Origin of the sequence: Azoarcus sp. KH32C (genome assembly GCF_000349945.1) — a bacterium.
In the GTDB taxonomy this organism is placed as follows: domain Bacteria; phylum Pseudomonadota; class Gammaproteobacteria; order Burkholderiales; family Rhodocyclaceae; genus Aromatoleum.
On record NC_020516.1, the window covers coordinates 2854175 to 2872492 of the forward strand.

General features: G+C 66.9%; 15 protein-coding genes. 9 read left to right on the plus strand and 6 right to left on the minus strand.

Going from position 1 to position 18318, the window contains the following annotated elements; genetic code table 11:
- Nucleotides 1–12 precede the first annotated feature (12 nt).
- The 6 genes from AZKH_RS12480 to AZKH_RS12505 form a co-directional block, all read right to left on the minus strand.
- Entirely contained in the window at nucleotides 13–1107 is a 1095-nt protein-coding gene (locus AZKH_RS12480; RefSeq protein ID WP_015436138.1) for a tartrate dehydrogenase, read from the minus strand.
- A gap of 230 nt (nucleotides 1108–1337) precedes the next feature.
- Nucleotides 1338–1832 carry an Lrp/AsnC family transcriptional regulator gene (locus tag AZKH_RS12485; RefSeq protein WP_156822237.1) on the minus strand — a complete coding sequence of 165 codons (495 nt, stop codon included), beginning with the start codon at nucleotides 1830–1832 and terminating at the stop codon, nucleotides 1338–1340.
- 92 nt (nucleotides 1833–1924) lie between these two features.
- The gene (locus AZKH_RS12490) at nucleotides 1925–3304 is read right to left on the minus strand and encodes an aspartate aminotransferase family protein (RefSeq protein ID WP_015436140.1); all 1380 of its coding nucleotides are present in this window, start codon (nucleotides 3302–3304) and stop codon (nucleotides 1925–1927) included.
- Nucleotides 3305–3513: 209 nt separating this feature from the next.
- Nucleotides 3514–5136 carry a methyl-accepting chemotaxis protein gene (locus AZKH_RS12495; protein WP_015436142.1) on the minus strand — a complete coding sequence of 541 codons (1623 nt, stop codon included), beginning with the start codon at nucleotides 5134–5136 and terminating at the stop codon, nucleotides 3514–3516.
- A 106-nt stretch (nucleotides 5137–5242) separates the two neighbouring features.
- The gene (locus AZKH_RS12500) at nucleotides 5243–6169 is read right to left on the minus strand and encodes a glyoxylate/hydroxypyruvate reductase A (protein ID WP_015436143.1); all 927 of its coding nucleotides are present in this window, start codon (nucleotides 6167–6169) and stop codon (nucleotides 5243–5245) included.
- A gap of 19 nt (nucleotides 6170–6188) precedes the next feature.
- On the minus strand, nucleotides 6189–7049 hold the full coding sequence (locus AZKH_RS12505) for a GNAT family N-acetyltransferase (RefSeq protein ID WP_015436144.1): 861 nt from the start codon (nucleotides 7047–7049) through the stop codon (nucleotides 6189–6191).
- Between the two features lie 261 nt (nucleotides 7050–7310).
- Between AZKH_RS12505 and AZKH_RS12515 the strand changes: the two genes are divergently transcribed.
- The 9 genes from AZKH_RS12515 (at nucleotide 7311) to AZKH_RS12555 (ending at nucleotide 18318) form a co-directional block, all read left to right on the plus strand.
- Complete coding sequence (locus AZKH_RS12515; RefSeq protein WP_015436145.1) at nucleotides 7311–8795, plus strand: aldehyde dehydrogenase; 1485 nt, start codon at nucleotides 7311–7313, stop codon at nucleotides 8793–8795.
- Nucleotides 8796–9026: 231 nt separating this feature from the next.
- A complete protein-coding gene (locus AZKH_RS12520; RefSeq protein ID WP_015436146.1) occupies nucleotides 9027–9695 on the plus strand; it encodes a haloacid dehalogenase type II in 669 nt (222 codons plus the stop codon).
- A 94-nt stretch (nucleotides 9696–9789) separates the two neighbouring features.
- Nucleotides 9790–11547 carry a dihydroxy-acid dehydratase gene (locus tag AZKH_RS12525; protein ID WP_015436147.1) on the plus strand — a complete coding sequence of 586 codons (1758 nt, stop codon included), beginning with the start codon at nucleotides 9790–9792 and terminating at the stop codon, nucleotides 11545–11547.
- A gap of 9 nt (nucleotides 11548–11556) precedes the next feature.
- Nucleotides 11557–12483, plus strand: a complete 927-nt coding sequence (locus AZKH_RS12530; RefSeq protein WP_015436148.1) for a glyoxylate/hydroxypyruvate reductase A — start codon at nucleotides 11557–11559, stop codon at nucleotides 12481–12483.
- A 199-nt stretch (nucleotides 12484–12682) separates the two neighbouring features.
- Nucleotides 12683–13351, plus strand: coding sequence for a haloacid dehalogenase type II (locus AZKH_RS12535; RefSeq protein WP_015436149.1), 669 nt, complete (start codon nucleotides 12683–12685; stop codon nucleotides 13349–13351).
- Between the two features lie 35 nt (nucleotides 13352–13386).
- Complete coding sequence (locus AZKH_RS12540; protein ID WP_015436150.1) at nucleotides 13387–14667, plus strand: FAD-binding oxidoreductase; 1281 nt, start codon at nucleotides 13387–13389, stop codon at nucleotides 14665–14667.
- Between the two features lie 139 nt (nucleotides 14668–14806).
- The gene (locus AZKH_RS12545; RefSeq protein ID WP_015436151.1) at nucleotides 14807–16423 is read left to right on the plus strand and encodes an ABC transporter substrate-binding protein; all 1617 of its coding nucleotides are present in this window, start codon (nucleotides 14807–14809) and stop codon (nucleotides 16421–16423) included.
- Nucleotides 16424–16444: 21 nt separating this feature from the next.
- A complete protein-coding gene (locus tag AZKH_RS12550) occupies nucleotides 16445–17398 on the plus strand; it encodes an ABC transporter permease (RefSeq protein ID WP_015436152.1) in 954 nt (317 codons plus the stop codon).
- 41 nt (nucleotides 17399–17439) lie between these two features.
- Nucleotides 17440–18318, plus strand: coding sequence for an ABC transporter permease (locus tag AZKH_RS12555; RefSeq protein WP_197538723.1), 879 nt, complete (start codon nucleotides 17440–17442; stop codon nucleotides 18316–18318).

An 18318-nucleotide genomic window follows, 5' to 3' on the forward strand; every position in this document is an offset into this window, starting at 1 on the left:
GCTGTGGGCCGGTCAGCCGGCCGAGTTTTCCAGTGCGGCTGCGATCGCCTTGCCCAGCTCGGTGGTCGAAGCCTTGCCGCCCAGGTCGGCGGTGCGCGCCCCCTCCTTCAGCACTTTCTGGATGGCGCGCACGATCGCGTCGTGGGCACGGCGGCCGGCGCCTTCACCGCGGCTGAGGAAGTCGAGCATCATGCCGCCCGACCAGATGGCGCCGATCGGGTTGGCGATGTTCTTGCCATAGATGTCCGGGGCGGAGCCGTGCACCGGCTCGAAGAGCGAGGGGAAGCGGCGCTCCGGGTTGAGGTTGGCCGAGGGTGCGAGGCCGAGCGTGCCGGTGCACGCCGGACCGAGGTCGGAGAGGATGTCGCCGAAGAGGTTGGAGGCCACCACCACGTCGAAGCGCTGCGGCTGCAGCACGAAGCGCGCGCACAGCGCGTCGATGTGCTGCTTGTCCCAGGTAACGTCGGGGTAGTGCTGCGCCATCTCGGCCGCGCGTGCGTCCCACCACGGCATGCTCACCGCCACGCCGTTGCTCTTGGTCGCGACGGTGACGTGTTTGCGCCCGCGCTGGCGCGCCTGCTCGAAGGCGAACCGCAGCACCCGCTCGGTGCCGTGACGGGTGAACACCGACTGCTGCATCACCAGTTCGCGCTCGCTGCCCTCGAACATCGTGCCGCCCACCGCGGTGTATTCGCCTTCGGTGTTTTCGCGCACGATCAGCATATCGATGTCGCCACCGCTGCGCCCGGCGAGCGGACACGGCACGCCGTCGAAGAGCCGCGCCGGGCGCAGGTTGATGTACTGGTCGAACTCGCGCCGGAACTTGAGCAGCGAGCCCCACAGCGAGACGTGGTCGGGCACGGTCTCGGGCCAGCCGACGGCACCGAAGTAGATCGCATCCACCTCCGCGAGCTGTGCCTTCCAGTCGTCGGGCATCATCTTCCCGGTCTGCTGGTAGTAGTCGCAGCTCGCCCACTCGATGTGCTTGTACTCAAGTTCGATGCCGAATAGCTCGCCCGCGCGGTCGAGCACCCGCAAGCCTTCGGGAATCACTTCCTTACCAATGCCGTCGCCGGGGATGACGGCAATCCTGAATGAAGAATCCATGTGCGAACCGCCTCGTTGTTGGGATGAGAGGGAACGGGACGCGGCGCCTGGTAGAAGGCCCGCAGTCCCGGACTCGGCGCGTCGGGAGAACCGTCGCGATGGCTTCATGTTAGCCAGGGGGCGGCGGCGCGAACTCTCGTAACGGGACGCTCCGATCGCAGGATCGCGCGTTCTGGACAGGAACTTCGGAAGCTTGTGCCGCGGTGCGCCGGAAGGGGTGGCACGGGCGCTCAGGGATGGGAGGAAAAGAGCTTCTCGATGGGATAGAAGTCCTTCACGATCGGCGACTTGATCACGATGAAGCTGAAATACTTGTCGATGCCGATCCGCTGCTCGAGCAGGTCCTCGACGATGCTCTGGTAGTGCACCACGCTGCGGGTCACGAACTTGAGCAGGTAGTCGAAGCCGCCGCTCACCAGGTGGCACTCGACGATCTCGTCCACGTTCCGGATGTAGGACTCGAACTTGATGAAGTCTTCGCGGCGATGGTCGGACAGGGTGACCTGGGTGAACACCAACTGCACAGGCCCCAGTTTCTCGAGCTGGACGTGGGCACCATAGCCGGTGATGTAGCCCGCCTTCTCCAGGCGCTTGACGCGCGTCAGGCAAGGGCTGGGCGACAGGCCGACGGCATCCGCCAGATCGACGTTGGGGGTCCGCCCGTTGCGCTGGAGATGGCTGAGGATGCGCACGTCGAGACGGTCCAGTTTTGGGGCACCGTTCATCATCGGGGGCTGCTCGCCATCAGGTTTTCTAATAATTTCATGGTAACAAACCGCACCGTGGCGGGCCAGTGGCCGCGGTGCGGTACGTCTCCTTAGCGCAGTGCGCCGCGCACGCCGGGCATATCGAGCACCGTGTCCAACGTGCACCGGACGCGCTCGAACAGCAGGTCGAAGTCGATTTCGGTGTAGCACAGCGCAGGCGCGAAACCCAGCACGTTGTCGCCGAAGGCGCGGAAGATGACCCCGTTGCGGTAGGCGACATCGAAAATCCGGTCGGCGAGCTTGAGCCCGGGATCGAAGCGGGCCTTCGTCTCCTTGTCGGCGACCAACTCGAGTGCCCCCAGCAGGCCGCGGCTGCGCGCATCGCCCACCAGCGGATGATCGAGGAGCCCGCGCAGGCCTTGCTCGAAGCGCGATGCGTGCCGGATGCCGTTCTCAAGCAGCCCCCCCTCGTGATACAGGCGCAGCACCTCCAGGGCTACCGCCGCGCTCACCGGGTGGGCCGAATAGGTGTGTCCGTGGCCGACCGGCAGATCGTTGCCGCCCGCCTCGGCGATGGCCTGGTAGATCGCCTCGCTCATCAACACCGCGCCCATCGGCGCGTAGCCGGCGGTGAGGCCCTTGGCCACGGTCATCACGTCCGGCGTGACGCCTTCCGCCTCGCACGCAAAGAGCGGACCGGTCCGTCCGAAGCCGGTGATCACCTCGTCCACCGCGAACAGGATGCCGAGCTCGCGGCAGGCGTCCTGCATCGCCTTGAGCCAGCCCTTCGGCGGCACGATCACGCCGCCCGAGCCCTGCACCGGCTCGCAGAAGAAGGCGGCAACGCGGTCGCGGCCGATCTCCTGCACCTTGTCCTTGAGCGCGGCCACCGAGGACCGAATGATCGCCTCCGGATCCGACCCCACCGGATTGCGATAGGGATAGGGCGACGGGATGCGGTGCTGGTTCGGCAGCGGCACGTCGAAGTTGCGGTGGAAAGCCGGGATCGCGGTGAGACCGGACCCCTGCGCCGACGAGCCGTGATAGCCGCGCTCGATGGTGATGAAGTGCTTCTTCTCCGGTTTGCCCAGCGCGTTGTAGTAATGGACGATGAAGCGGATGGCGGAGTCGACCGCGTCGGATCCGCCCAGGGTGAAGTAGACCTTGCGCAGCGACGGCGGCGCGAGCTCCACCAGCTTCGCCGCGAGCCGGATGGCCGGCTCCGAGCCGAAGTGGAAGTAGCCGGTCGCGTACGGCAGGCGGCGCATCTGCTCTTCGGCCGCGCGGACGATGCTCTCGTGGCCGTAGCCGACGTTCACGCACCACAGGCCGGAGAACGCGTCGAGGAGTTCCTTGCCGTTGCTGTCCGTGAGGTAGGCGCCGTGGCCCGATTCGAGCACGGCAACGCCGCGCCGCTCGTGGGTCCGGTAATTGACGACGGGGTGAATCAGATGGTCGCGGTCGAGGGCGACGAGGGTTTCTCTTTGCATGGTCTGTCTGCCGAGTGTTCGTTGAAGGGCGGGCTGAACGAGGGCAAGCGCGCTCACCGGCGACCCTCCGTTTGGAGGCGGGGAAAGGCCCTTGCGACGGAGTCATGGTAGCCATGGCCCTGCGGCGGTAGATTCCGACGACCGGGAAGCTGGTGCGCGGATATCGCGAATACGACGCCGATTCGGCATATCGTGCCGAGCCCTTCCCTTCAGCGCGAAAAGCGCGCCACCGTCAAGCTCAACTGCGTCGCGAGATCGCGCAGGTCCTGCGCCGCCACGCCGACCTCCTTCTGCGTGGAGGCGGTTTCGGCCACCGATTGCGCCACCTGCTCGATCCGTGCGGCCACCTCGCTGCTCGCATTGCGCTGCTCCCCGAGCGCGAGCGAGATCGACTCGACGTTGTGCAGGGTTCGCGCTATCGCGTCACGGATTACGGCCATGGTCTCGCCGGCCTCGAGAATGTGCCGTTTGCCCTGCGCCACCTGTGCGCACGCCGCGCCCATCTGCTCGCGGGTGCCGCGGGTTCCGTCTTGTATCGTCGTGACGAGCTTGACGATCTCGCCGGTCGACACCGACGTGCGTTCCGCGAGCTTGCGCACCTCGTCCGCAACCACGGCGAAGCCGCGCCCCTGCTCTCCGGCGCGCGCCGCCTCGATCGCGGCATTGAGGGCGAGCAGATTCGTCTGCTCGGCGATCTCGCGGATGACCACGCCAATCCTGCCGATGCTGTGCGAATCCTCGGCGAGGCGCGACATGCGTTGTGCGCCGTCCTCCATCACCCGGTCGATGCGCTCGAACTCCTCGGCGGCTTCGCGGATCATCTGCAGCCCGGACTCGCCCGCCTGGTTCGCGTGCTCCGCGACGCACCGGGCCTCGCCGGCGTTGTCGGCGATCCGGGCGATGCTCGCGGAAAGCTCCTGCAGGGCCGCTGCCATCGATTCGCTCGCCTCGCGCTGCCTCGCGGTGCGTTCGGTCACCTGCACGGAAGCGGCGGCGAGCTGCGCGGCGTTGCTGCCGAGCCGGCCCGCCCCGCCCGCGATCTGGCCGACCACTTCGCGCAGGTTCGCCCGCATCCGATCGATCGAGGCCATGACACCGACCGGTGCGGTCCTCGAACCGGACGTGGCGGCCAGCCGTCCGTTGGCGATCTCGGTCGCGACGTGATCCAGGTCTCGCGGCTCGGCGCCGAGCTGGACGGTGACCTGACGGGTCAAGGCCGCCGCCAGGGCCGCCCCGATGACCACAGCGAGCGCGCCGACGACGATGTTTGCGACCAGGCTCCCCTGGAAGGTTTTCTGGCCGGACTCGTATTCGCGCTTCGCTTCGGCGAGCTGCATGTCGATCAGCTGCGCGAACGCGTCGGAGAAGGGATCGACCAAGGGATAGAGCTGGTGCGTGGTGAAGACGGACAGCGCCTCCGGATCCTTCCGCTCGAGGATCTTCTTGAGCGACTGCAGCTGTGTGTCGGCCGCCTGCATCATCGGCCCGAGCTGCGCCGCCACCGTCCGCTCCGCGGGAGACAGCCGGCCCGCGGCGTAGGTCTTCCAGTGTTCGGCGATCGTCGTCTCCGCCTCCTGCACCAGGTGCAAGGCGTCTTCGTAGGAGATATGCCCCTCCCGCGCCTTGTAGGACGCAGCGACGATGTTCTTCGCGTACATGTCGGCGATGAGCTTGAGATCCCGCAGGGGCACCACGCGGTCCAGGTACACCCGCTCCAGCCCCTGAACCGTGGAGTTCATGCCGAGATGGCCGATCCCCGCGGACAGCACGATGAAGCCGATCAGAATAAAGGCCAGCGCAAGCAGCCTGTCACGGATTTTCCAGTTCTTCATTTTGAGAGGACGTTTATTGGATTCGTAGCCCGGATGCAGGCTGCGGGCAGAAATCCCGGGCAGGCGCAGCGCTAAGGCGCCGCCGCCCGCTCTACCCGTTTCGGCTTCAATAGCCTTGGCGGCGGTCCACCAGGCCGATCAGCGGAAGCCCTTCGCGATGCCGGCGGAGGTTTTCCAGCACCGCCTCCACGGCGGTCTCGGGTTGCGTCATGCTCGCGATGTGGGGCGTGACCATGATGCGCGGGTGGCGCCAGAATGGGTGCCCCGGCGGCAGGGGCTCCGTGTCGAAGACGTCGAGGATCGCCGCGGACAGGCGTCCGCTGTCGAGCGCGTCCAGCAGGTCCTGCTCCACCAGGTGGCCGCCCCGCCCCACGTTCACCAGCACCGATCGCGGCGGCAGCCGTTCGAACAGGTCCCGCGAAAGAATGCCCCGCGTCGCGTTCGTCAGCGGCAGCAGGCAGACGAGGATGTCGGTGCGGGCGAGGAAGGCGTCCATGCCCTCCTCGCCGGCGTAGCTCTCGATGCCCGGCAGCTCGCGCGCAGTCCGGCTCCAGCCCGCGCACTGGAAGCCGAAGCCCTGCAGTTTCGCGAGCACCGCCTGGCCGAGCACGCCCATGCCGAGCACGCCGACCCGGCGCGAGCCCGCCGTGCGCACCCGGATCGGGTTCCACACCCCCTCGCGCTGCTGCGCGGCGTATGGCAGCCAGTCGCGGTGCGCGGCCAGCACGGCCAAGGTCGCGTACTCGACCATGCCTGCCACGAGCCCCGATTCGATCATGCGCACCACTGGCACCTCGGGAGGGATGCGCGAAAAATCGAACTGGTCGACGCCGGCACCCACGGAGAACACGACTTTCACGTTGGGAAAGGTCTCCGCCAGGTTCTCCGGCGGCTCCCAGGCGGCGAGGTAGCGCACTGCGGACGGGTTGCCGATGTCCGGCCAGATACGGAAATCGATATCGGGTGCCCGTTCGGCGAACAGCCTCGCCCAGACGGCCCCGCGCTCCGGATCGGCCTTGTAGAGAAAGCTCATCGGGTCGCTCCGCGATGCGTCAGCCCAGGGCCTGATTGATGATCGCGAACTGGCGCACGCCCTCGTCCGCATGGGCCGGCTCGCCGCGCACCATGGTGATCGCACTGTCGACCCTGTCGAGGCCCATGTCGGCCAGCCAGGGGGTGAGACCACTGGATTCATGCACGTCGATGCGAACGAAGGAACCGGCGCGGACGCCGATCCAATGGGCGATGAGGGCCTTGGCCCGCTCGATGTCGGGCGCCACGACCGGTCCGATGGCGTAGCCGCGGCCGAAGCGGCGGCAGAAGGCGAAGCCGACCGGTTCGTCACCGCCGTCGAGCACCACGCAATCGGCCACCTTGCGCAACGCGTCGAGGACGGTGGCCCGTGGCATGCCGAGCGCGCGGCACATGAGACGGGCGAGCTTGGGCCCATCGCTCGCGCCGATCGGGCGGATGCGCTCGCCGGCGGGCGGCACGGCGGTCCCGAGTTGGAACACCGTCCCCTGATGCTGGTGCAGCTGACCGACCGCGACGAAGCCGAGGCGCTCGTAGAGGGGCTGGCCAGCCAGCGTAGCGTAGAGCAGCGTGCTCCGCTCGCCCAATTCCTGGAGCACCCGGGTCATCAGCTCGCGTCCGATGCCCCTGCCCTGCGCGTCGGGTGAAACGATCACCATGCCGAGGGAGCCGTGCTCGCTGCCGTAGGCCCAGCACAGGGCGGTGCCAACGATCGCACCCTCGCATTCGGCAACGAACCCCGTGCCGAGGCGATGGACGAATTGCCAGTCTTCGAGCCGATGCGGCCAGCGTACTGCCTGCGAAAGCGCGTGCGCGGCGGGCAGGTCGCCCTCCACCATGCGGCGGTATTCGATTTGAAGTCCGGTGCCGGAAGTGGTCATGAAAGCCTCCTTCAAGTGTCGGCTTAATGTCGCAGGCGGCAAGCGCGATTGATAGGACGTTCTTGCCGTTTGCACCGTTTCGGGTCGGCCAGGCGCAATTCGGCAGGATCATTCGCGCGCGGGAAAACAAAGAAACATCGTGCCGGAATCCCGCGTGGGCTCAACAGATAATGCTTGCAGTCGACTCCTATCATCGATCCGGGAACGAGAGCCTGCTCACCGCAGCGGCGATCGACGAAATGATCATAAGAAGGAGTCGCAATGGGCCGATTTGATCCCACGAAAATTGCCGTGCCGAGCACGCACTTCATCGGAGGGCGCGCCGTCGGCGGCGCCCGAGAAACCCTCGACGTCCGCCGCCCATCCGACGGCGCGGTCTACGCGGCACTGCCGCTGGCGGATGCCAGCCTGGTGGACCACGCGGTGGAGGACGCCTGGCGCGCCTTCAAGGAGAGCGACTGGGCAAGCCGCGCCCCGCGCGACCGGGCTCGCGTCCTGCGCCGCTGGGCGGACCTCGTCGAGGCCGACGTGGCCACCCTCGCCCCCCTCGAAGCGGCGGGCTCCACCCGCCCGATCCAGAATGCCACGCACTGGGACGTGCCGTTCTGCGCCGAGGGTATCCGCTTCTTCGCAGAGTTCGCCGACAAGTGCGGCGGCGAGGTGGTCCCGACCCAGCGCGATCACCTCGGCCTGACGGTGACCGAGCCCTACGGCGTGATCGGCGCCATCGCGCCGTGGAATTTCCCGCTGGTAATGGCCTGCTGGAAGATCGCGCCGGCGCTCGCCGCCGGCAACGCGGTGGTGCTCAAGCCCTCGGAGATGACGCCCTTCTCCATCGTGCGTCTGGCCGAACTCGCGATCGCCGCCGGCATGCCGCCGGGCATCTTCAACATCGTGCAGGGCGACGGCAGGGTCGGCGACGCGCTGTGCCGCCATCCGCGCGTATCGAAGGTCACCTTCACCGGCTCCACCCGCACCGGTGCCGCCATCATGGCCGCGTGTGCCGAAAGCGGCACCAAGCCGGTGACGCTCGAACTCGGCGGCAAGAGCCCGCAGGTGGTCTTCGCCGACGTGGCCGACGCGGACAAGGTGGCGCGACGGGTGGCGCAGGCCATTGCGACCAACGCCGGCCAAGTGTGTGTCGCCGGCTCTCGCCTCATCGTGCAGCGGGCCATCGCCGACGAGCTGATCGAGCGCATCGCCGGCGCCTTCGCCGAGCTGGTGCCGGGGCCCACCTGGGAGGCCTCGACCACGCTGTCGCCGATCATCTCGGCGCGGGAAATGAACCGCATCGACGGCATGGTGCGCGCGACCGTCGACCAGGGCGGGCGGATCCTCTGCGGCGGACGCAGCGTCGCCGAGGATAGCGGCGGCGCATACTACCAGCCGACCATCCTCGCCGACGTGGACATGAGCATGGACGCGGTGCGCGATGAGATCTTCGGGCCGGTACTGACCGTGCAGACTTTCGAAGACGAGGCCGAGGCGATGCAGCTGGCCGCACACCCCTCGTACGGCCTGGCCGCCGGCGTGCACACCGCCGATATCAACCGCGCCCTGCGTCTCGCGCGCAGCCTGGAGGCAGGCACCGTGTGGATCAACCGTTACGGCCGTAGCTGGGACTTCGCGCTGCCCACCGGTGGCTACAAGCGCTCGGGGATCGGCAAGGACCTGGGGCGCTGCGCCTACGAGGCGAACCTGCGCACCAAGACCGTGCTGATCGACTTTGCCGCGGACGCGGCGTGAGCCCACTCCGGAGCTCAGCATAATGTGCTGCGCTCCGCTTGCAATACCAAGAATCGTGTGATCCGGAAGGCCGAATATGGGACGTCCGATCAATCGTCGAGTGATGTAATTCTTCCACGGAAGCAGTAAGCGCGGAAGGTCTGGCAGCCCCAGACCTTCCGGCAATGTGCAACCGCCCCGGTCCATCGAGACCCCGACGCAGAAAATCCCGATCGATACAGGAGTAGACAAATGAGCAGCCTGCGGCCCAAGTACATCAGCTTCGATTGCTACGGCACCCTGATCAACTTCCAGATGGCCGAACTGGCGCGCGAACTCTTCGCCGACCGTATCGCGCCCGAGAACATGGCGCAATTCACCACCGACTTCGCCCGCTACCGCCTGGACGAAGTGATGGGCGACTGGAGGCCGTACGACAAGTTGCTCTGCAACTCGGTGGAACGCACCTGCAAGCGCTGGGATATCGAGTACCGCGACAACGAAGGCCTGAAGTTCTACAAGGCCGTGCCGACCTGGCAGCCGCATGCGGACGTGCCCGCGGCCCTGGCCCGCCTGGCCACCGAGTACAAGCTGGTGATCCTGTCCAACGCCATGGACTCCCAGATCCAGGCCAGCGTGGACAAGCTGGGCGCCCCCTTCCACCGCGTCTACACCGCCCAGCAGGCCCAGGCCTACAAGCCGCGCCTGCAGGCCTTCGAGTACATGATCGAGCAACTGGACTGCAACCCGGAAGACATCCTGCACGTGTCCTCGAGCATGCGCTACGACCACCTCTCGGCGGACGACGTCGGCATCAAGAACAAGGTCTTCGTCGCCCGGGGCCACGAGCCGATCTGGCCGGTCTGGGGCAGCCACGAGATCAAGGACCTGAGCGGGCTGCCCGCCCTGGTCGGTCTCTGAGCGCTGTGCGACACAGGCTCGCGCGGGCCTGTGAGCGTCTCGTCCGTGAGAGCGATCCCGTGGGCGAGACCATCCTTACCGCAGGGGAAAACGTATGAGCGACAAGAGAACTGCATCCACCCGACCGCTGCGAAGCGCGCGCTGGTTCCGCAAGGACGACCTGCCTGGCTTCGTGCACCGCTCGACCCTGGCGGCAGCCGGATGGAGCCGCGAGGACCTGATGACGCGCCCCGTCGTGGGCATCCTCAACACCTGGTCCGACATCAACCCGTGCAATCTCAACCTTCGCGCCCTTGCGGAGGAGGTCAGGACGGGGATCCTCGAGGCGGGCGGCATCCCGTTCGAGGTTCCGCTGATGTCGATCAGCGAGAACATCATCAAGCCGACCTCGTTCCCATTCCGGAACCTGCTCGCAATGGAGGCCGAGGAGTGCATCCGCGCCTATCCCTTCGACGCGGTGGTCCTGCTCGGCGGATGTGACAAGACCCAGCCGGGGCTGCTGATGGGCGCCGCGAGCGCCGGGGTTCCGCTGATCTTCCTGGGCAGCGGCCCGGCCACACCCCGTTCGGCGACCGGCGGGGACCTGGCCAACGCTACCGGCGTCTGGCGCCTGGTGGACCAGTTGCGCGCCGGCAAGGTCTCCGAAGGCGACTTCGCCGCGTTCGAGCAGTGTGTAATGGGAACGGTGGGCCATTGCGCCGAGATGGGTACCGCCTCCTCGATGGCGACCATCTGCGAGGCCTTGGGCGTGTCCCTGCCCGGCAGCAGCCTGGTTCCGGCGGTCGACCGCCGGCGCAATCACTACGCCCGCGAGGTGGGCCGCCGCAGCGTCCGCATGGCCGCCGAAGGCAGCCCCCGCCCGGCCGAGATCCTCGACGCGCGGGCCTTCGACAACGCCATCACCCTCCTGTGCGCGGTGGGCGGCTCGACCAACGTCATCATCCACCTGCTGGCGCTCGCCGGCCGCGTCGGCGTGCCGCTGACCCTGGACCGCTTCGACGAGATCGGCCGACGCGTGCCGCTGATCGCCAACGTCCAGCCCGCCGGCGAACATCTGACCGAGCGGCTCATGACCGCAGGCGGCGTGCCGGCCCTGCTCAAGACCCTCAAGCCGTTCCTGCATCTCGACGCACGCACCGTCGACGGGCGCACGATCGGAGAGATCATCGAGACCGCCGAGGTCATCGATGCGGACGTGATCCGCCCGCTGGACAAGCCGGTGAAATCGGGCGAGACGCTGGTCGTGGTGAGGGGCAACCTGGCACCGGACGGGGCGGTGATGAAGGCCTGCGCCGCGGACCCGAAACTCTTCCGTCATCGCGGCCGTGCGGTGGTTTTCGAGGACGTCCAGACCATCGCCGACCGGATCGACGATCCCGCCCTTGGCATCGACGAGAACAGCGTGCTCATCCTGCGCAACGCCGGTCCGGTGGGCGCGGCGATGCCCGAGTGGGGCATGCTGCCCCTGCCGCGTCACCTGCTGGCACGGGGCGTCCGCGACATGCTCCGCATCTCGGACGCGCGCATGAGCGGTACCGCCTACGGCGCCGCGGTGCTGCACGTCTCCCCCGAGGCAGCCGTCGGAGGTCCGCTCGCCCTGGTGCGCGACGGCGACATCATCGAGCTCGACGTTCCCGCGCGTCGCCTCGAGCTCTGTGTCGCCCCGGAAGAGCTCGAGCGCCGGCGCCAGGCGTGGCAGCCTCCGGCGCCCAAGCACACGCGCGGATACCGCAATCTCTACAACCAACACGTCGAGCAGGCGCATCGCGGCTGCGACTTCGACTTCCTCCGGGGCGCCAATGAAGAAACCCTCCCCGAAGGGCTCTTCGATGGCTGGGTCGGAGGCTGGTAGGACATCAACATGAGCATTCTCTATCGATCCGATGCACCGCGTGCGGCCGCCTGGGCGAGCTATTTTGCCGAGCACGCTCCCGACCTGGACTTCCGTGTCTGGCCCGATGCCGGCAAGCTCGACGAGGTCGAATACCTGATCGCGTGGCAGGCGCCGGCCGAGTTCCTCGCCACCCTGCCCCGGCTGAAGGTGTTGTTCTCCTCGGGAGCCGGGGTCGATCACGTCGACTTCTCCGCCGTGCCGGCGCACATTCCCGTCGTCAGAATGGTCGAGCCCGGCATCATCAACGGCATGGTGGAATATGTGAGCCTCGCCGTCCTGGCTCTGCACCGCGACTTCTTCGACTATGTGGCGGCGAAGGCGGCACGCGTCTGGAACCCCCTCGAAGTGCCGCCCGCCTCGGCCCGCAGCATCGGCGTCATGGGGATGGGTTCCCTCGGCCGCGCCGTTCTGGAGCGGCTGGGGACCTACGGTTTCCGGCTGCGCGGCTGGAACCGCTCTCTGCGCCAGATGGACGGCGTGGAGAGCTTCGCCGGCCCCGATCAGCTGCAGCCTTTCCTCGAGGGTTGCGACGTCCTGATCTGCCTGCTGCCGCTCACCCCGGCGACCCGGGGCATCCTGAACCGCAAGCTCTTTTCGGCGCTGCCTGCCGGGGCGGCGCTCATCAACGTCGGCCGCGGCCCGCACCTCGTCGATGCGGACCTCGTCGAGGCGCTGGATTCGGGCCGGCTCTCCCGCGCGATCCTCGACGTGACCGATCCCGAGCCCCTGCCGGATGAACACCCCTTCTGGACGCATCCGCGCGTGTTCCTGACGCCCCACGTGGCGAGCATGACCCAGCCCGAAACGGCAGCGCCGATCCTGCTGGAGAACGTTCGCCGGCACCGGCGCGGCGAGCCCCTCCTGAATCTCATCGATCGCTCCCGCGGCTATTGAGACGGCCGCCTCCGAGGCACGGCAAAACGTGCTGCGGAGCCGACTCAATACCAACAAATGTGCGCAGTCGGAGGTCAAAAACGGGACGAACCTACATTCATGGAGTGATGTAATTCTTCCACGGAAGCAATAAACGCAGAGGGTCCCGGTCCATCGATACCCCGACGCAGAAAACCCCGATCGATACAGGAGTAGACAAATGAGCAGCCTGCGGCCCAAGTACATCAGCTTTGATTGCTACGGCACCCTGATCAACTTCCAGATGGCCGACGTGGCGCGCGAGCTCTTCGCCGACCGTATCGCGCCCGAGAGCATGGCGCAATTCACGACCGACTTCGCCCGCTACCGCCTGGACGAAGTGATGGGCGACTGGAGGCCGTACGACCAGCTCCTGTGCAATGCCGTGGAGCGCACCTGCAAGCGCTGGGGTATCGAATACCGCGACAACGAAGGCCTGAAGTTCTACAAGGCCGTGCCGACCTGGCAGCCGCATGCGGACGTGCCCGCGGCCCTGGCCCGCCTGGCCACCGAGTACAAGCTGGTGATCCTGTCCAACGCCATGGACTCCCAGATCCAGGCCAGCGTGGACAAGCTGGGCGCCCCCTTCCACCGCGTCTACACCGCCCAGCAGGCCCAGGCCTACAAGCCGCGCCTGCAGGCCTTCGAGTACATGATCGAGCAACTGGGCTGCAACCCGGAGGACATCCTGCACGTGTCCTCGAGCATGCGCTATGACCACCTGTCGGCGGACGACGTCGGCATCAAGAACCGCGTGTTCGTTGCGCGCGGCCACGAGCCGAGCTGGCCGGTCTGGGGCGCACACGAAGTCAAGGACCTCGGCGGCCTGCCCGCTCTGGTCGGCCTCTGACAGCGGTGCGCGACACGACCCGGATACGAGGTGAGATGATGAAACTCGACTCCTACTGGCTCGACACGGCGCCCCTCTTCACCGGCGGTGAGCGCGAGCCGGTGTCCGGGCGTGTCGACGTCGCCGTGGTCGGCGGCGGCTTCACGGGTCTGTCGTCCGCGTTGGCACTTGCGCGGCGCGGCGCGTCGGTGGTGGTCTTCGAAGCCGGACGCGTGATCGGCGCAGCCTCGGGGCGCAACGGCGGCCAGTGCAACAGCGGCCTCGCCCACGACTACGGTTCGCTCGCCGCCCGCATCGGCGCCGAGCGGGCCGCTGCCTACTACCGCGCGTACGAAGCGGCAGTGCAGACCGTCGAAGAGGTCGTCGCACGGGAGCGCATCGATTGCGGCTTCGTCCGCTGCGGCAGGCTCAAGCTTGCTGCCAAGCCGGAGCACTACGGCAAGTTGGCGCGGGCCTGTGAGCGGCTCGCCCGTGAAGTGGACCCGGCGGTGGAGATGATTCCGCCCGAGCGCATCCGCGACGAGGTCGGCTCCGACGCCTTCTTCGGCGGCCTGCTGCAGAAGACCAGCGCGCAGATGCACGTCGGGAGGTTCGGCGTGGGGCTGGCCGAGGCGGCAACCCGCCACGGGGCAAGGATCCTGGAGAATGCCCCGGTGACCGAAATCAAGCGCCTCGGCGACGGCACTTACCGTGTGGGTTCGGCCCGCGGCAGTGTGCACGCCACACAGGTCCTGCTGGCGAGCGGCAGTTCCGCCGTGGGTCCCTTCGGCTGGTTCCGCCGCCGCCTGGTCTCGGTGGGGAGCTTCATCATCACCACCGAGCCGCTCGACCGTGCCCTGCTCGACCGTCTGCTGCCCCACCGCCGCGGCTACGTCACGTCCAAGAACGTGGGCAACTACTTCCGCACCACCGCCGACAACCGGCTCGTCTTCGGCGGCCGGGCGCGCTTCGCGATGTCGAACCCGCGTTCCGACCAAAAGAGCGGCCGCATCCTGCGTGCGACGCTCGCCGCGACCTTCCCCGAGCTCGCGGATGCGCGCATCGACTACTGCTGGGGCGGCCTCGTGGACATGACCGCCGACCGCCTGCCGCGCGCAGGGCAGCACGACGGCATGTTCTATTCCCTCGGCTACAGCGGCCACGGGGTGCAGATGTCGGTGCACATGGGCGAGCTCATGGCCGACGTGATGGCCGGCAAGGCGGACGCGAACCCGTGGCGCGAGCTCGACTGGCCCGCCATCCCCGGGCATTTCGGCAAACCCTGGTTCCTCCCCTTCGTCGGGGCCTACTACCGGTTCCAAGACCTGATTCACTGACGCGTCGTCTAAGGAGAATGGAGAGAGAACGTCACCATTCAAGGATTGCTCGCACCACATCGGCGCCCCCGGAAACGGCGATCTGAGTCCCGACCGGCCGCTTGCCAGACAGGGTTGTACCTCGGAGGAGAGATAAATCATGCAAGACAAAAACGAAAAGTTCGGCGCGCACCAGCACCTGGTGGAGCGCATCGGAGAAGACCTGGGACGCGGCGTATCGCGCCGCGACGTGCTGCGGGCGCTGATGGCGAGCGGCATCCTCGCCACCACCGCGGGCGGCCTGCTGACGCACACCGGTGCCGCCTTTGCCCAGACGCCGAAGAAGGGCGGCAAGATCCGCGTCGCCGTCGGCGCCGGTTCCACCTCGGACACGCTCGATCCGGCCAAGGGCGCCAACATCGCCGACAGCGTGCGCCACTACATGTTCTACAGCCGCCTGACCACCATCGACACCGAGCTTACGCCCCAGATGGCGCTTGCCGAATCGATGAACACCAAGGACGGGGCGCTGTGGACCATCAAGTTGCGCAAGGATGTGCGCTTCCATGACGGCAAGCCGCTGACCTCGGCCGACGTGGTGTATTCGCTGCTGCGCCACAAGAACCCCACCACCGCATCCAAAGCCAAGGCGGTGGCCGAAGAGTTCGAGGAAATCAAGGCGACCGGTCCGCTCGAACTGCAGATCAAGCTGAATTCACCGAACGTCGACCTGCCGGCGCTGCTGGGCACCGCCCATTTCTCGATCATCAAGGACGGCACCACCGACTTCACCACGGCGATCGGCACCGGTCCGTACAAATGCAAGGAATTCAAGCCGGGCGTGCGCTCGATCAGCGTGCGCAATGACGACTACTGGAAGCCGGGCAAGCCCTATCTCGACGAGATCGAGTACTTCTCGATTCCTGACGAGGCGGCACGCGTGAACGCGCTGCTGTCGGGCGACGTGCATCTGATCAATGCCATCAACCCGCGCTCGGCGCCGACCGTTTCGGCTGCTCCCGGCTACACGCTGTTCGAATCGAAGACCGGCCATTACACCGACATCATCATGCGCGACAATCTCGGCCCGGTGAAGAACCCCGACTTCGTGCTGGCGATGAAATACATGCTGGACCGCGAACAGATGCTCAAGGTGGCCATGCGCGGGTTCGGCATCATCGGCAACGACCAGCCGGTCCAACCCTCGAACCGTTTCTACTTTTCCGGACTGCCGCAACGCACCTTCGACCTGGACAAGGCCAAGTTCCACCTGCAGAAATCCGGCATGGCCGGCCAGACCCTGCCGGTGGTGGCGTCGACGGCAGCCAACGGTTCGGTCGACATGGCGCAGATCCTGCAGCTGTCGGCGCAGAAAGCCGGCCTGAACCTGGACATCAAGCGCATGCCGGCCGACGGCTATTGGTCGAACCACTGGGCAAAGCATCCGATGTCCTTCGGCAACATCAGTCCGCGTCCGACCGTCGACCTGATGTTCACGCTGTTCTACAAGTCCGATTCGTCGATGAACGTGTCGGGCTGGAAGAACGAGAAGTTCGACCAGTTGCTGGATGCTGCGCGCGGTGAAACCAATGAAGCCAAGCGCAAGCAGATGTATGCCGACATGCAGGTGTTGGTGCATGAGCAGTGCGGCGTCGGGATTCCGATGTTCATCAACTCGGTCGACGGTTTCACGAACAAGCTCAAGGGTTATGGCAGTCATCCGCTGGCCGGCCTCATGGGCTTTGATTTCGCCGAGCACGTCTGGCTCGACGCGTGACGGGCAGATGGATGACCAATCATGAACGGAACCACTGCAAGACTTGTCCTGAAACGGCTCGGGGTCGGCGTGCTGACCCTGCTGATCGTGTCGGTCGTGATCTTCACGATCACCGCGCTCTTGCCGGGCGACGCCGCCCAGGCCCTCCTGGGCCAGGACGCTACCCCGGAGACCGTGGCGGCGCTGCGCGCCAAGTTCGGGCTCGATCAGCCCGCCCACCTGCGCTACCTCCAATGGCTGGTGGGCCTGGTCAGCGGCGATCCGGGCAGCTCCCTGGTGAACGGCCTGCCGGTGGCGGAGCTCATTGGCAGCCGCCTGCCCAACACCCTCAAGCTCGCGGCGATTGCCGCGCTGGCCGCAGTACCTGTGGCGCTGACCATCGGCATCGTGTCGGCGATGTTCCGCGGCTCGCTTTTCGATCGCTTCATGAACATGGCTGCGGTCTCCGCCGTTTCGGTGCCGGAGTTCCTGATCGCCACGCTCGCGGTGTTGCTCTTCGCGGTTCATCTGCAATGGCTGCCGGCGCTGTCGCACGTCTCCGAGATCAACTCCTTCGGCGACATGCTGCATGCCTACGCGATGCCGGTCCTGACCTTGTGCTGCGGGCTGGTGGCCCAAATGGCGCGCATGACCCGGGCGGCGGTGATCGACCAGTTGAGCGCGCCCTACGTTGAGATGGCGATGCTCAAGGGCGCGCGGCCGGTCCGCGTGGTGCTCACCCACGCGCTGCCGAACGCGGTCGGGCCGATCGCCAACGCGGTCGCCCTGAGCCTGTCCTACCTGCTCGGCGGGGTGATCATCGTGGAGTCGATCTTCCACTATCCGGGCATCGCAACCCTGATGCTCGACGCCGTCTCCAGCCGCGACATTCCCGTGGTGCAGGCCTGCGCGATGCTGTTCTGCGTGGGTTACATGATGCTGGTCCTTGCGGCCGACGTCAGTGCAATCGTTTCGAATCCGAGGCTGCGCAAATGAATGCTTCCATCACTCCCGCGGGGCCCGAGGGCGGCCGCCCTGTGGCTCCTCCGATCAACACGCAGTCGGCAAAGCGACGAAGCCGGCGCGGCACGATGTCCGTCACCGGCCTGATCGGCCTCTTCATCGTGGGCTTCTGGCTGGTGATGGCGGTGGTAGGCCCCGCGGTGGCCCCCCACGCGGCGAACGATCTGATCAGCGACGAGTCCTTCGGCGCCTTAAGCGCTGCGTACCCCTTGGGAACCGACTATCTGGGACGCGACATGCTGAGCCGGGTGCTGCACGGAGCTCCCTACACCATCGGCGTGGCGCTGGCCGGCACCGTGTGCGCCTGCCTGCTCGGCACCATACTGGGCCTTACCGGGGCTGCGGCCGGCACCGGCGGCAAGGCGGGACGCTGGGGCGACGAGCTCCTGAGCCGCACCATGGACGCGCTGGTCGCGATCCCGAACAAGATGTTCGCCCTGATCATGGTCGCCTCCTTCGGCTCCTCGGTCCCGCTGCTGATCCTCACCGCCGCGCTGGCCTATACGCCGGGCTCCTACCGGATCGTGCGCGCCCTGGCCGTCAACGTGATGACCCTGGACTTCATCCTGGCGGCGCGTGCTCGCGGCGAAGGCATGGCCTACATCATCTTCATCGAGGTCCTGCCCAACATGTTCCGTCCGGTGCTCACCGACTTCGGCATGCGCTTCGTGTTCGTGGTGCTGCTGCTCGCCGCGATGAGTTTCCTCGGGCTGGGCGTGCAGCCGCCCGATGCGGACTGGGGCTCGCTCGTGCGCGAGAACATCCTGGGCCTGGGCGACGGTGCCCCGGCAGTGCTGGCCCCTGCGGTCGCGATCGCGACCCTCACCATCGGCGTGACCCTGCTCATCGATAGCGTCGGTGGGCGTGGCAAGCGCGAGAAGGACGGTGTCTGA